The 14,507-nt window shown below is 65.7% G+C and carries 13 protein-coding genes; 8 read left to right on the plus strand and 5 right to left on the minus strand.

Going from position 1 to position 14,507, the window contains the following annotated elements; all coding sequences use genetic code 11:
- Positions 1–87 precede the first annotated feature (87 nt).
- The 3 genes from tldD to ACOQPC_RS15240 all read right to left on the minus strand — a co-directional run bounded on the left by tldD (position 88) and on the right by ACOQPC_RS15240 (position 2,985).
- The gene (gene tldD / locus ACOQPC_RS15230; protein ID WP_420606550.1) at positions 88–1,518 is read right to left on the minus strand and encodes a metalloprotease TldD; all 1,431 of its coding nucleotides are present in this window, start codon (positions 1,516–1,518) and stop codon (positions 88–90) included.
- Positions 1,519–1,619: 101 nt separating this feature from the next.
- Positions 1,620–2,624 carry an IS30 family transposase gene (locus ACOQPC_RS15235; RefSeq protein ID WP_420606155.1) on the minus strand — a complete coding sequence of 335 codons (1,005 nt, stop codon included), beginning with the start codon at positions 2,622–2,624 and terminating at the stop codon, positions 1,620–1,622.
- A 115-nt stretch (positions 2,625–2,739) separates the two neighbouring features.
- Positions 2,740–2,985: a zinc-finger domain-containing protein gene (locus ACOQPC_RS15240; protein WP_420606551.1), complete on the minus strand. Its 246-nt coding sequence runs from the start codon at positions 2,983–2,985 to the stop codon at positions 2,740–2,742.
- Between the two features lie 100 nt (positions 2,986–3,085).
- Here ACOQPC_RS15240 and ACOQPC_RS15245 point away from each other — a divergent pair, with 100 nt between their 5' ends.
- From ACOQPC_RS15245 to ACOQPC_RS15260, 4 genes are all read left to right on the plus strand, one after another.
- Positions 3,086–4,009, plus strand: a complete 924-nt coding sequence (locus ACOQPC_RS15245) for an ABC transporter ATP-binding protein (RefSeq protein WP_420606552.1) — start codon at positions 3,086–3,088, stop codon at positions 4,007–4,009.
- Between the two features lie 100 nt (positions 4,010–4,109).
- Positions 4,110–4,538, plus strand: coding sequence for an endonuclease domain-containing protein (locus ACOQPC_RS15250; RefSeq protein ID WP_420606553.1), 429 nt, complete (start codon positions 4,110–4,112; stop codon positions 4,536–4,538).
- A gap of 8 nt (positions 4,539–4,546) precedes the next feature.
- Complete coding sequence (gene nadB / locus ACOQPC_RS15255) at positions 4,547–6,133, plus strand: L-aspartate oxidase (RefSeq protein ID WP_420606554.1); 1,587 nt, start codon at positions 4,547–4,549, stop codon at positions 6,131–6,133.
- Positions 6,134–6,300: 167 nt separating this feature from the next.
- Positions 6,301–7,419 carry a serine hydrolase gene (locus ACOQPC_RS15260; protein WP_420606555.1) on the plus strand — a complete coding sequence of 373 codons (1,119 nt, stop codon included), beginning with the start codon at positions 6,301–6,303 and terminating at the stop codon, positions 7,417–7,419.
- Positions 7,420–7,634: 215 nt separating this feature from the next.
- On the opposite strand, the gene ACOQPC_RS15265 is transcribed toward ACOQPC_RS15260, so the two are convergent.
- The gene (locus ACOQPC_RS15265; RefSeq protein WP_420606556.1) at positions 7,635–7,835 is read right to left on the minus strand and encodes a hypothetical protein; all 201 of its coding nucleotides are present in this window, start codon (positions 7,833–7,835) and stop codon (positions 7,635–7,637) included.
- A 152-nt stretch (positions 7,836–7,987) separates the two neighbouring features.
- Positions 7,988–8,248: a hypothetical protein gene (locus tag ACOQPC_RS15270; RefSeq protein ID WP_420606557.1), complete on the minus strand. Its 261-nt coding sequence runs from the start codon at positions 8,246–8,248 to the stop codon at positions 7,988–7,990.
- A gap of 235 nt (positions 8,249–8,483) precedes the next feature.
- On the opposite strand from ACOQPC_RS15270, the gene ACOQPC_RS15275 reads away from it, so the two are divergent.
- The 4 genes from ACOQPC_RS15275 (at position 8,484) to metH (ending at position 14,354) form a co-directional block, all read left to right on the plus strand.
- Positions 8,484–9,506 (plus strand): ArsR/SmtB family transcription factor, encoded by a 1,023-nt coding sequence (locus tag ACOQPC_RS15275; RefSeq protein ID WP_420606558.1) that lies wholly within the window; start codon positions 8,484–8,486, stop codon positions 9,504–9,506.
- Positions 9,503–10,444 carry a methylenetetrahydrofolate reductase gene (metF, locus tag ACOQPC_RS15280; protein WP_420606559.1) on the plus strand — a complete coding sequence of 314 codons (942 nt, stop codon included), beginning with the start codon at positions 9,503–9,505 and terminating at the stop codon, positions 10,442–10,444. Before ACOQPC_RS15275 ends, metF begins: the two co-directional genes overlap by 4 nt.
- Positions 10,441–11,505 (plus strand): homocysteine S-methyltransferase family protein, encoded by a 1,065-nt coding sequence (locus tag ACOQPC_RS15285; protein ID WP_420606560.1) that lies wholly within the window; start codon positions 10,441–10,443, stop codon positions 11,503–11,505. Before metF ends, ACOQPC_RS15285 begins: the two co-directional genes overlap by 4 nt.
- A 125-nt stretch (positions 11,506–11,630) precedes the next feature.
- Positions 11,631–14,354 (plus strand): methionine synthase, encoded by a 2,724-nt coding sequence (gene metH, locus ACOQPC_RS15290; RefSeq protein WP_420606561.1) that lies wholly within the window; start codon positions 11,631–11,633, stop codon positions 14,352–14,354.
- Positions 14,355–14,507 lie beyond the last annotated feature (153 nt).

Below are 14,507 nucleotides of genomic sequence, written 5' to 3' on the forward strand. Positions count from 1 at the left end.
TGGGGGGGCTCTCCGGCTTGCGCGACCGCCCGTTCGGCTGGGCCTCACCCCATTCAACTGCGCCTATCAAGGAGGAGGGGCGCGCGCTCAAGCCGCCGCCGTGCCACCTACGGTAAGGCCGCTCACCAGCAGCGTCGGCTGGCCGACGCCTGCAGGCACCGTCTGGCCGCCCTTGCCGCAAATGCCCACCCCCTCGTCGAGCGCCATGTCGTTGCCGATGCCGGTGAGCTTGGTCAGCACCGTCGGGCCGTCGCCGATCAGCGTGGCGCCCTTGATCGGATCGCCGAGCCTGCCGTGCTTTACGCGGTAGGCCTCGGTGCAGGAGAACACGAATTTTCCGCTGACGATATCCACTTGCCCACCGCCGAAGCTCTTGCAGAAAATGCCGTCCTTGACGCGCGTCAGCAATTCCTCGGGATCGTCCTGGCCGCTCCGCATAAAAGTGTTGGTCATGCGGGGCATGGGCGAATGGGCATAATCCTGACGGCGACCGTTGCCGGTGGCGGGCACGCCCATCAGCCGCGCGTTCATGCGGTCCTGCATATAGCCTTTGAGGATGCCGTCCTCGATCAGCACGGTCTCCTGCGTCGGCGTGCCCTCGTCGTCGATCGACAGCGAGCCGCGGCGTTCCCCAATGGAGCCATCGTCGACGATGGTGACGCCGGGCACCGCGACCCGGTCGCCGATCCGGCCGGAAAAGGCACTGGTGCCCTTGCGGTTGAAATCGCCCTCGAGACCGTGGCCGATCGCCTCGTGCAGCAGCACGCCGGGCCAGCCGGGGCCGAGCAGCACGGTCATCTCGCCCGCCGGCGCGGCGACCGAGCGAAGATTGACGAGCGCCTGGTCCAGCGCTTCGTCGATCGCGCGGTTCCATTCGGGCGCCTCGAACAACCGGTCGTAGAGATAGCGCCCGCCCATGCCGAAGCTGCCGGTCTCGCGGCGGCCATTTTCCTCGGCCACGATCGACACGTTGAGCCGCACCAGCGGGCGGATGTCGGTCGCGACGAAGCCGTCGGGCCGGACGATCTCGACCACCGACCAGCTACCCGACAGCCCGACCGAAACCTGCGCGACCCTGGGGTCTCTCGCGCGGGCTGCCGCATCGATTTCGGCGCACAAGGCGGCCTTCTTGTCGAACGGGATCGCGTCGAGCGGATTGTCGCCGGTGTAGAGATGCCGGTTGTTGTGGCGCGGGGCCGCAGCCATCGCGGACTTGCTCGGCTCGATCAGCTGCAGCGTCTGCGAGGCGCGGCGGATCGCGGCCTCGCTGATCTCGTTGGCGTGGGCGAACCCGGTCATCTCGCCGGAGATACCGCGCAGGCCGAAGCCCGAATCCATATTATAGTCGGCGACCTTGAGACGGCCGTCGTCAAATACAAAACTCTCGCTGGCGCTGTATTGCAGATAAAGCTCGCCGTCGTCGCATTGGCCGAGCACGTCGCCGGTGACGCGCAAGGCGGTCTCCGGGTCGAGCTGTCCGGGGCGATAGAGGAAGCTGCGCGGGTCCTGAATGGTCATGGAAGGGATATAGGGCGGGCCGGGCGGCAAGGAAACACCGTCATTGCTGAAGCTCGGAGGCCTTATATCTTCGTCACCCCAGCGAAAGCTGGGGTGTGGATTCACGTTTGAAGTGCAACAGTTGGTTGAAGTCTGTTGAATGCCTCAGCGGGGGTCTGGAAGTCGAGGCATTTTCTTGGGGTGTGATTGTATGCGTTGACGGCATTGACGAGGGCTTTGGGTTCGAGGGCGGCAAGATCGGTCTTGCGCGGCAGGGCACGGCGCAGACGACCGATGGCGTTTTCGACGCCGCCTTTTTGCCAGGGGCTGTGCGTATCGCAGAAGAAGGTGTCGAGGCCGAGCTGGTCGGTGAGCTGATAATGCAGCGCGAACTCGGTGCCATTATCCACGGTCAGGCTTTGCCGGAGCACCGGCGCGATCGGGGCGAGCAGCCCGCGCAGATGGCGGGCGGTGCGGATTGCCTTTCGATCCGGCGGCGCATCCAGCATGGTGTAGCGCGACTGGCGTTCATGGACGACAAGCAGTCCTTGGCCGGGGCGGGCAAACAGCATGTAATCGGCTTCCCAGTGGCCAGGCGTGCATCTGTCGTCGGCCGCGCCCGGCCGCTCGTCGATGGAGCGGCGGCGTTTGATGAAGCTTGCCGGACTGCCGCCTCTCATGCCCAGCCGTCCGCGGCGGGATTTGCGGCGTGGCAGCAGGCGATGCCAGTAATCCTTGTTGGCCGATCGATGATAGACGAAGCGGTAGATTGACTCATGGCTAACGACGGTGCGACCATGTTCGAGCGCCAGCCGGCCGGCGATCTGCTCGGGGGACCATCCCATCGCAAGGCGGTCCTTCACCAGCTGTGCCAGGTCCGGCTGGCGCGCCAGCTTGAAGCGTTTGTCCCAGCGTCTTCGCCGCTCGGCGAGGTCATGAGCCCTGCCCGGGTCGTAGCCACCGCGCCAAACCTTGGTCGGCTTGCCATTGCGTTCCAGTTCGCGGCCAATCGTCGAGGGCGCGCGTCCAAGCGCCGCTGCGATCTGCCGCGAAGATTTACCGGCTGCATGCAGCCGATAAATCTCAATCCGCTCATCGAGGCCGAGCTGGCCGTAACATCTTCCCATCGCGACAACACCCTTAGCAGGTGTTGCACTTGTTCCGTGAGTTCAGGGGGTCTCCGGACGGAGCGCATAGCGGCCCGAGATGCCAGCTTTCACTGGCATGACGAACTCGAAATCCTCAAACTTCCTTGCGGCCATGTTCGGACCGATGCTCCTCGGCGATCCGCGCTTCGGCTACCGGGCCGTCCGCGGGGCCGCCGACCAGCACGAAATGCCGGTCGCAATAGCCGCAATCGACCCAGCCGATCTCCTCGGCGATCTCCAGCCAGACGCGCGGGTGGCCGAGCGCGGAGGAAATCTCGCCGGCACCGTCGCAGGCGACGCGCGGCAGGGGGGTGCGGATGGTTTCGGGCGGTTCGATCATGGTGCTGCCGCGATTAGCAATGCGCAGGTCCCCGCGCAATCCTGACGCGCGCTTTGCCTTTGCCCTTGCCGCGCAAGGGCGAAGGGTTAAGACCGCCACCATGTCCGACGCCGCCATCTCGATCAAAAATCTCTCGAAAACCTATGCCGGGGGCAAGCAGGCGCTGGACGACGTCACCTTCGACGTCGAGCGCGGGCTGATCTTCGGGCTGCTCGGGCCGAACGGCGCGGGCAAGTCCACGCTGATCAATATCCTGGCGGGGCTGGTCAACAAAACATCGGGCCATGCCAGCGTCTGGGGGTTCGACATCAACGAGAACCCGCGCAACGCCAAGGCCTCGATCGGGATCGTGCCGCAGGAGATCATGTTCGATCCCTTCTTCAGCCCGCGCCAGACGCTCGACCTGCAGGCCGGGCTTTACGGCGTGCCCAAGGCGAAGCGGCAAACCGACGCGCTGCTGCGCGCGGTGCATCTGGAGGACAAGGCGGAGGCCTATTCGCGCACGCTATCCGGCGGCATGAAGCGGCGGCTGCTGATCGCCAAGGCCATGGTTCATTCGCCGCCCGTCATCATCCTCGACGAGCCGACCGCGGGCGTGGATATCGAGCTTCGCCAGCAGCTCTGGGAATATGTCACCGAGCTCAACCGGAGCGGCGTGACGGTGGTGCTGACCACGCATTATCTGGAGGAAGCCGAGCAGCTGTGCGACCGCATCGCGATCATCAATCACGGCAAGCTGATCGCCAATGAACCGACGCGCGACCTCGTCGGGATGGCGCAGGAAAAGGTGGTGGTGGTGACGCTGGAGCAGACGGTGGACCGGCTTCCCGATTCGCGCTGCTTCGAGAAGATCGAGAAGCTCGACGATCACCGCCTCGCCATCAGCTATCGCAAGGACAAGGCCAATGCCGGCGAGGTGCTGCGCACGGTGAGCGAGGCCGGGCTGAACATCATCGACGTGTCCACGCGCGAGGCGGACCTGGAAGAGGTGTTCTTGAATTTGACGCGGGCTGAGGCGGTGTGACTTTGCGGTCGAGCATTCCCACCCCCGGCCCCTCCCGCAGGCGGGAGGGGAGAAGAATCGCGCTGCTTGGTCCCCCTCCCGCTTGCGGGAGGGGTTAGGGGTGGGCCAGTTCCAACCCAGAAACACGCGGCGCGCCCGCGAATTGCGCAACGCCGCAACAGCTGCGGAACGCGAACTCTGGAAATATCTCAGCCGACGACAGCTTGGCTACAAATTCAGCCGCCAGATGCCGGTCGGTCCTTATTTCGCGGATTTCCTGTGTCGTGACACCAAACTGATCATAGAGATTGACGGATTTTCGCATGATCTGACCATTGCCAAAGACGCTTCGCGTACCGCCTGGCTGGAGCGAGAAGGGTATCGGGTGATGCGGTTTACGAATGAGGATGTGTTTAGCAATGTGGAAGGCGTGGTGACCTTCATTCGTCTGTTCCTCGAACGGGACCAATCCCACCCCCGGCCCCTCCCGCAAGCGGGAGGGGAGAAGGAAGCGCGACTTGGTCCCCCTCCCGCTTGCGGGAGGGGTTAGGGGTGGGCATGGCCCACGACATCGTCATCATCGGCTCGGGCGCCGCCGGCCTCACCGCCGCCATCTCGCTGGCGGAGCGCTTCAGGGTGCTGGTGCTCGCCAAGGGCAATCTGGCGCAGGGCTCCACCGCCTGGGCGCAGGGCGGGATCGCCGCGGTGCTGGGCGGGGGCGACACGTTCGAAGACCATATCCGCGACACCATGATCGCGGGCGCGGGGCTGAACCGGCGCGAGACGGTGGAAACGGTGATCGAGAACGCGCCGCGGGCGATCGAGCGGCTGATCGCGATGGGCGTGCCGTTCAACAAAGAAAAGGACGCGCTGCATCTGACGCGCGAGGGGGGCCATTCGCATCGGCGGATCGTGCATGTCGACGATGCCACCGGCTGGGCGGTGCAGGAGGCGCTGCTCAAGACCGCGCGCGCCAATCCGAACATCACGCTGCTGCCGCATCAGGTGGCGATCGACCTCATCACCGGGCGGCACGAGGAAAAATTCTCCGGATCGGGCCGCGTCTGGGGCGTCTATGCGCTCGATCAGCAGACCGGCAAGGTCAATGCGCATACCGGGCGCGCGACCATCGTGGCGACGGGCGGGGCGGGCCGCTGTTACCTGTTCTCCACCGCGCCGCGCGGCGCGACGGGGGACGGCATCGCCATGGCCTGGCGCGCCGGCGCGCGGGTCTCGAACATGGAGATGATGCAGTTCCACCCCACCTGCCTGTACAACACGCAAGTCAAGAATTTCCTGATCACCGAGGCGGTGCGCGGCGAGGGCGGTCAGCTGAAACTGCCGGCCGGCGCGCCCGAAGCGGGGACACGCTTCATGCCGCGCTTCGACGAGCGCGAGGAGCTGGCCCCGCGCGATATCGTGGCGCGCGCGATCGACCATGAACTGAAGCGGCTGGGGCTCGACTATGTCGATCTCGACATTTCGCACAAGGAACCGGAATTCGTCCGCCATCACTTCCCGAACATTTACGAGAAACTGCTGACGCTCGGCATCGACATGACGAAACAGCCGATCCCCGTGGTGCCCGCGCAGCATTATACCTGCGGCGGCGTGCTGATCGATCTGCAGGGCCGGACCGACCTGCCGGGGCTGTATGCGGCGGGCGAGGTGACCGAGAGCGGGCTGCACGGCGCCAACCGGCTTGCCAGCAACAGCCTGCTCGAATGCTTCGTGTTCGGCGAGGCGGCGGCGCGCGACATCATGGCGCGCTGGGACGCGTTCGAGGAGGTGCCCGCGATCCGCCCTTGGGACGAAAGCCGCGTCACCGATTCGGACGAGGAGGTGGTGATCAAGCAGAACTGGACCGAGATCCGCCGCTTCATGTGGAATTATGTCGGCATCGTGCGCACCACCAAGCGGCTGGAACGCGCGCAGCACCGCATTCAGTTGCTGAGCGGCGAAGTCGCGGACTATTACGGCAATTTCCGCGTGACCGGCGATCTGGTCGAGCTGCGCAACCTGCTGCAGAGCGCGGACCTGATCGTGCGCAGCGCGCTCAAGCGCAAGGAAAGCCGGGGTCTGCATTACAATACCGACTATCCGGATCTGCTGCCGGTGGCAGAAGACACGGTGCTGGTGCCGTAGCCTTCTCTCCTCCCGTAAACGGGAGGGAATTGTCCGCACACTCCATTCGCCGCATCGGGGGAATCGTTCATCGCAGCCCTCTGGCCGCGGCGTTCGCGCGGGTGGATTTAAGCACGGGTTCACACATGGGCACTAGTCCTCATGTGTCTGGGAGGGTTCGAGTTCTGATGTATTACGATTTCGCCCGGCGGCTTCGCCCCGCCGCGTTGTTATGTTCCGTCGCCGCGCTGGCGGCCTGCGTGCCGAGCGCCCGCGCGCCGCAGCCGGCTCCGCCGGCCGCCCGCGCGCCCGTGCAGCGGCCCGTGCCGGCCCCGCCGCCGCCCGCGCCGGTCAGCTACACCAATCCCGCCGCCGAGCGCCCCGCGCCCGGCCTCGTCGCCGAGATCGACGAACTGTGGCGCGGGTTTCCCGGCACCACCGGCATCGCGGTGCGCCGGATCGACGGCGACTGGTCGTTCGGGATGCGCAAGGACGAGCTGTTCCCGCAACAGAGCGTGTCGAAGACCTGGGTGACGCTGACGATCCTGGACGAGGTCGACCAGGGCAAGCTCAAGCTCAGCGATCCGGTCACGATCACGACCGACGACCTCGCCGTGTTCCACCAGCCGATCCGCGACCGCGTGCTCGCCAACGGCTCGATTACCGAGACGGTCTACAACCTGATCCAGGAAGCGATCACGCATAGCGACAACACCGCCAACGACGCGCTGCTGTGGAAATCGGGCGGCCCCGATGCGGTGAACGGCTTCATCGCGCGCAAAGGCTTGGGCGCGATCCGCTTCGGGCCGGGCGAACGGCTGCTCCAGAGCCGTATCGCCGGCCTGACCTGGAACCAGGATTATGCGATCGGCAGCCGCTTCTTCGCCGCGCGCGCCGAACTGCCGGTCGAGACGCGCCGGGCCGCGCTCTATGACTATCTGCGCGATCCGATCGACGGGGCGAGCCCGCAGGCGATCGTCGATGCGCTGGCCATGCTGGCGCGCGGCGAGCTGCTTTCGCCTGAATCGACGCAATTGATGCTGGAGACGATGAGCCGCACGCATAGCGGCCCCAACCGGCTGAAGGCGGGCGTGCCCGCGGGCTGGCAGTTCAAGCACAAGACCGGCACCGGCCAGGAGCTGGGCGGCATCGCCACCGGCTATAACGATATCGGCATCATGACCGCGCCCGACGGCACGCGCTATGCCGTCGCGGTGATGCTGGGCGATACCACCGCGAGCATTCCCGATCGCATGCGGTTGATGCAGGGCGTCAGCCGCGCCGTGGCGCGCTATCACGGGATTTAGGCGCTGAAATCTTCTTCCGCCCGGGCGGGAGAAGGATACGAAGCCCCGGATTTAATCCGGGGCGCAGTTGCCTGCCCCCGCGAAAGCGGGGGGATGAGGGCGGGCGGCGCGTCAGCGCCATCGGCAGCACCGCATCGTTATAAGGGCGCCCTCTCCGCTGCGACTAGGGAGCAAGCTCCCAAGTCTCGCTCCTCTCCCGCAGGCGAGAGAGGGACTTACTGCGCTGGCGTCGCTTCCCCCGTCGGCTCTGCTTCGGGCAGCGGCGGGGGATCGGTGCGGCTGTCGAGCATTTCCGCCGCCTCGTCCAGCGCGCGCGCTTCGCCCACGGTGACGCCGCCCGGACCGGGGTCGTTCTCCTTCGGCCCGCAGGCGGCGAGGATGAGAAGCGGGATCAGGAACAGGCCGAAGCGTTTCATGGGCTTGTTCTAGCCACCCGCACTCCTATCACCAGAAAAAAGATGCGGGCGAGGGATGCCTCCGCCAGCCCTCCCCGAGATGCCAGCTTTCGCCGGCATGACGAAAGAAGGTCGGGAGTCGTTGCGCGTTTCCCGGCTCCCGTCAGCTTGCGCTATTTAGCGACGGGGGTCTCGCCCGCCATCGGCGTGGCGCTGTCGGTCATGGTGCCCTCGGTCATCGCGTCGGCGTTCATCTCGCCCATCGCGTCGGCATCGGATTCGGCACCGGCGACGGCGTCGTTCGCCATGTCGGTCGGCGCGGCATCGGTCGCTTCGACATCGACGTCGTCGACTTCGCTCGCCTCGTCGCTGCCCGAGCAGGCGGCAAGACCGAGCGAACCGGCCAGGATTATCGAAACGGCAAATGTCTTCATGGGGAATACCCCTCCCTAGTTGTCTTCGCGTCTTCGCGTCTTCGATCGCCGGATTGCTACCGATCCATGGGCGCGGGCCTAGGTGCCCAGCGGCAGATTTGCAACGCAGATGTTGCTACGCATACCCTCGCGCCATTGTGCATGATAACCAGCGCGATGGCGCGGGCGCGGATTCCGAATGAGACGCCAATCAGCACGATTGACCACATATAAAGAAAACTTTATATGTGCCCGGATGGATGAAGCGCTCCCTTTCGATAACGACGACGATGGCGGTCTTCCCGTGATCATGCGCGCGCTCGCCGACGACAGCCGCATTCGGATCATGCTGCTGATCGTGGACACCGAACTGGCGGTGGGCGAGATCGCCCAAATCCTCGAGCAGAGCCAGCCGCGCGCCAGCCGTCATATCCGCATATTGTGCAACGCAGGTCTCGCCGAGCGTCGCCGCGAGGGCAGTTGGACCTTTCTGCGGCCCGGAAATTCCGCTGCGTTGCCAAGTATCCGCAAGCTCATGTCCGATTGCAAGGCACATGACAGCGCGGTGGCGCGCGACGACCGCTCTCGGCTCACCCAAGTCCGCGCCGAACGCGCGCGCAGCGCCGAGGCCTATTTCGAGGCGCAGGCGGACAAATGGGACGAAATTCGCTCGTTCCACGTTGCCGAGGCGCAGGTCGAGGCGGCGATGCTGGCGATGATCGGCACGCAGGATATCGGCCGGCTGCTGGATATCGGCACCGGCACCGGCCGCATGATCGAGCTGTTCGGACCGCGCGCGCGCGCCGTGTGCGGGATCGACAAAAGTCCCGACATGCTTCGTCTCGCCCGAGCCAAGCTCGACGGCGATTTGCAGGCCGAACTGCTGCAGGGCGATTTCAATGCGTTGCCGCTGGCCGATGCCAGTATGGACATGATCGTCTGCCACCAAGTGCTGCATTATGCGCAGGCGCCCGAGCGGGTGATCGCCGAGGCGGCGCGTGTGCTTGCGCCCGAAGGTTGCCTGATGATCGTCGATTTCGCGCCGCATGAGCTGGAAGAATTGCGCGGCGCGCACGCCCACGCACGGCTCGGCTTTTCGGACGCGGCGATTGCGCGCTGGTTCGACGCGGCCGGGCTTAAGCTCGATCGCGTCGAAACGCTGGAAGGCGGCACGCTGGATGTAAAAATATGGCTCGGTTCCAAGGCCGGGCCGGCCGAGGCACGCCCGCGCGCGGCCAATGACCGCAGCAGACATCGCAAAAGGAACCAGGCGGCATGACGCTTTCGGTAGCTCAGTTGAACGAGGCGCAGTTCGCCATCGGGGAACCGCTGTTCGCGGGGCTGCCGGGCGACGCCGAGATCAGCTTCGAATTCTTTCCGCCCAAGAGCGAGGCGATGGAAGCGCGCTTGTGGGAATCGGTGCTCACCCTCGCCCCGCTCGAACCACGTTTCGTCTCGGTGACCTATGGCGCGGGTGGCTCGACGCGCGAGCGCACGCACAGCACGGTCGCGCGCATCATTCGCGAGGCGGGGCTGCCCGCCGCCGCGCACCTCACCTGCGTCGAGGCGAGCAAGGCGGAAATCCGCGAGGTGGCCGAGCAATATTGGGCGGCGGGCGTGCGCCATATCGTCGCGCTGCGCGGCGATCCGCCGACGCCCGGCACGCCGTTCCGCCCGCATCCGCAAGGCTATCAAAGCGCCGCCGATCTGGTGAAGGGCCTCAAGGATATCGCCGATTTCGAGATCTCGGTCGCCGCCTATCCCGAGACGCATCCGGATGCCGATTGCCCGCAAGGCGATCTCGACAATCTGAAGCGCAAGCTGGACGCCGGAGCGAACCGCGCGATCACGCAGTTCTTCTTCCAGTCGGACAGCTTCTTCCGCTTCCGCGACGCCTGCGCGGCGAGCGGCATCGAACATGAACTGGTGCCGGGCATCCTTCCCGTCTCCAATGTGGCGCAGACGCGCAAGTTCGCGGGGATGTGCGGGGCCGAGATACCCGGCTGGATGAACCGGCTGTTCGACGGGCTCGACGACATGCCCGACGCGCGCCAGCTGGTCGCCGCCACCGTCGCCGCCGAAATGTGCCGCCGCCTCTATGCCGGCGGCGTGCGTCAGTTCCATTTTTATACGCTGAACCGGGCCGAGCTGGCTTATGCGATCTGCCATTTGCTCGGCAAACGCCCGGCATCCACTTCCAGGGAGCAAGCCGCATGAGCGAGCAAGCATCATCCAGCGCCGCCGAAGCTTTTCGCGCCGCCGCAGCGAAACGCATCCTCATCTTCGACGGCGGCTACGGCACCGAAATCCAGAACCATAAGCTGAAGGAGGCCGACTATCGCGGCGACCTCGACCTCTCGCACGACCAGAAGGGCAATAACGACCTGCTCAGCCTGACCCGGCCCGACGTGATCCGCGGCATCCACGCCGCCTATCTCGATGCGGGCGCGGACATGGTCGAGACCAACACGTTCAGCTCCACCAGCATCGGCATGGCCGATTACGGCTGTGAGCAGCTGGTGCGCGAGGTCAATCTGGCCGGCGCCAGGGTGGCGCGCGAAGCGTGCGACGCCGCGCAGGCGAAGGACGGCAGGCGGCGCTTCGTGGCCGGCTCGATCGGCCCGACCAACAAGACGCTGTCGCTCTCGCCCGACGTCAACGATCCGGGCTTTCGCGAGGTCGATTTCGACCGGATGAAGGCGGTCTACCGCGAACAGTGCGACGCGCTGGTCGAAGGGGGCGTCGATTTCCTGCTGATCGAGACGATCTTCGACACGCTGAACGCCAAGGTCGCCGCCATGGCCGCCGAGGAAGCCGCCCGGGCCGCCGGACGCGACGTGCCGATCATGCTGAGCTTTACCGTGACCGACATGTCCGGCCGCAATCTCTCGGGCCACACGGTCGAGGCATTCTGGCACGCGATCCGGCATGTCAGGCCGATCGCGGTAGGGCTCAACTGCTCGTTCGGGCCGGAAACGCTGCGGCCCTATCTCACCGCGCTGTCCAAACTCGCCGACACGCTGATCCTGGCCTATCCCAATGCCGGGCTGCCCAACGATCTGGGCGAATACGACCAGCAGCCGCACGAGACCGCCGACCGCATCGGCCCGTGGCTGTCGGAGCGCCTCGTCAACATCGTTGGCGGCTGCTGCGGCACCACGCCCGCGCATATCGCGGCGATGGCGGCGCGGATCGAAGGCTCGCCGCCGCGCGCCATTCCGGCGCCGGAGGTCCGCACCCGGCTGGCGGGGCTGGAACCGTTCACCATGGCGGCCTGATCCCCGCTCCCCTTCAGGGGAGAGGGTTAGGGAGAGGGGCAGTCTTCCGATAAATTCACAACTAATGTCGAGGACTCCCCCTCTCCCCGACCCTCTCCCCTGAAGGAGAGAGGGGGAAGATAAGCATGACCCAGACCCACTCCTCCGCCAATTTCGTCAATATCGGCGAGCGCACCAACGTCACCGGCTCGGCGCGCTTCAAGAAGCTGATCCTGAACGGCGATTACGAAGCCGCCGTCGAGGTGGCCCGCGACCAGGTCGAGAACGGCGCGCAGATCGTCGACGTGAACATGGACGAGGGCCTGCTCGACGCGGTCCACGCCATGACGACCTTCCTCAAGCTGATCGCCGCCGAGCCCGATATCGCGCGCGTGCCGGTGATGATCGACAGTTCGAAATGGGAGGTGATCGAGGCCGGGCTGAAATGCGTTTCGGGAAAACCGATCGTCAACTCGATCTCGATGAAGGAGGGCGAGGCGCCGTTCCTGGAGGCCGCACGCAAGTGCCGGTCCTACGGCGCCGCCGCGGTGGTCATGGCGTTCGACGAGACCGGCCAGGCCGATACGCAGGAACGCAAGATCCAGATCTGCGAGCGCGCCTACAAGCTCCTGACCGAGGACGGTTTCCCGCCCGAGGACATCATCTTCGATCCCAACGTCTTCGCCGTCGCCACCGGCATCGACGAGCATCGCCGCTACGCGATCGACTTCATCGAGGCGGTCCGCCACCTGTCCCAAAGCTGTCCGCACGTGCATTTCTCGGGCGGCCTCTCCAACCTCAGCTTCTCCTTCCGCGGCAACGAGATCGTGCGCCGCGCGATGCACAGCGTGTTCCTCTACCACGCGATTCCGGCCGGGCTCGACATGGCGATCGTTAACGCCGGGCAGCTCGACATCTACGACGCGATCGAGCCGCACTTACGCGAAGCATGCGAGGATGTGATCTTCGACCGGCGTGACGACGCGACCGAGCGGCTGATCGAGCTCGCCGAAAGCTATCGGGGCCAGGACGCGGCGGCGGAAAAGGCGGCCGAGGAATGGCGCGGCTATGCGGTGGAAAAACGTCTGGAACATGCCCTCGTAAAAGGCATCGACGCGCATATCGTGGACGATACCGAGGAGATGCGGCTCGCCGTCAAGGAACGCGCCGGGCGCCCGATCGAGGTGATCGAAGGTCCGCTGATGGACGGCATGAACGTGGTCGGCGACCTGTTCGGCAGCGGAAAAATGTTCCTGCCGCAGGTGGTCAAATCGGCGCGCGTGATGAAAAAGGCCGTCGCGCACCTGTTCCCCTATATCGAGGCCGAAAAGGACGAGAAGGCGAAAGGCAAGGGCAGAATCGTGATGGCGACCGTAAAGGGCGACGTCCACGATATCGGCAAGAACATCGTCGGCGTGGTGCTGCAGTGCAATGGCTTCGAGGTGATCGACCTCGGCGTGATGGTGCCGTGGACGCGCATTCTCGAGGCCGCGAACGAAAACGATGCCGACATGATCGGCCTCAGCGGCCTCATCACCCCGTCCCTGGACGAAATGGTGACGGTGGCCGAGGAGATGCAGAAGGCGGGTCTCGCCCTCCCGCTGCTGATCGGCGGGGCGACCACCAGCAAGGCGCACACCGCGCTGCGCATCGAGCCCGCTTATTCGGGCGCGACCATCCACGTCGTCGACGCCAGCCGCGCGGTGGGCGTGGCGACCAATCTGGTCAGCGACACCGGGCTGGAGGCTTATCTCGGCGGCATTCGCGACGAGTATGACGCGATCCGCATCGCGCGCGGCGGCAAGGTGGCGAAAAAGCTCGCCGGCCTGGAGGAGGCGCGCGCCAATGCGTTTCCGACGGATTTCGCGCTGAAGCCCGCTGCGCCGTCGCGGCCCGGCCTGCATCGGTTCGACGACTGGCCGATCGACGATCTGCGCGAGTACATCGACTGGACGCCCTTCTTCCGCGCCTGGGAGCTGGCGGGCAATTATCCCGCGATCCTGGAAGACACGGTGGTCGGCGAGAGTGCGAAGAGCCTGTTCGCCGATGCGCAGACGATGCTGGACCGGATCGTGGATGAGCAATGGCTGACCGTGAAGGCGGTGGTCGGGTTGTGGCCGTGTGGGCGCGAGGGGGACGATGTCGTGCTGTCTCCCCTCCCGCTTGCGGGAGGGGCCGGGGGTGGGTCCGAAACGCAGCCGTTGGAGCGCGATCCTTCGGATCACGCGCCCACCCCTAACCCCTCCCGCGAACGGGAGGGGGACCTTCGCCTCCCCATGCTTCGCCAGCAGGTGCCCAAGCGGGAGGGGCGCGCGAACATGTGCCTGGCCGATTTCATCGATCCCGCGGGCGACTGGATCGGCGGGTTCGCGGTGTGCGCCGGGCACGGCATCGCGGCCAAGTCCGCCGAATTCCAGGCCGCGCATGACGATTATTCGGACATTCTGTTAAAGGCGCTGGCCGACCGGCTGGCCGAGGCGATGGCCGAGCGCATGCACGCGCTTATCCGCGCCGATTTGTGGGGTTATGCGCCCGGCGAGCAGCTGACGAACGACGCGCTGATCCGCGAGCAATATCGCGGCATCCGCCCCGCACCGGGCTATCCGGCCTGCCCCGACCACAGCCTGAAGCCGATCCTGTTCGATCTGCTGCGGGGCGACGGCGAGGGCGATCCGGCCGGCATCGCGCTGACCGAAAGCTTCGCCATGTACCCCACCGCCGCGGTCTCGGGCTTTTATTTCGGCCATCCGCAGGCCGAATATTTCGGCGTGGCGCGCATCGGCGACGATCAGCTGGAGGACTATGCGGCGCGGCGGGGAGTGGATGCCGCGCAGGCCCGGCAATGGCTGCGGCCCAATCTGAACGAGTAGCGGTACGCCGCTCCGCGTTTACAGATGCCGTCATTGCGAGGAGCACGAAGGGCGACGCGGCAATGACGCGGTTCCTTAACCACCGCCGCCCTGCCCGTCCCGCCACGGAACACGCCGCGTCAGCCATGGTTAAGGGGCTAAGCCCTATCCCCT

The sequence above is a fragment of the Novosphingopyxis sp. genome (genome assembly GCF_965218915.1).
GTDB lineage: Bacteria > Pseudomonadota > Alphaproteobacteria > Sphingomonadales > Sphingomonadaceae > Novosphingopyxis.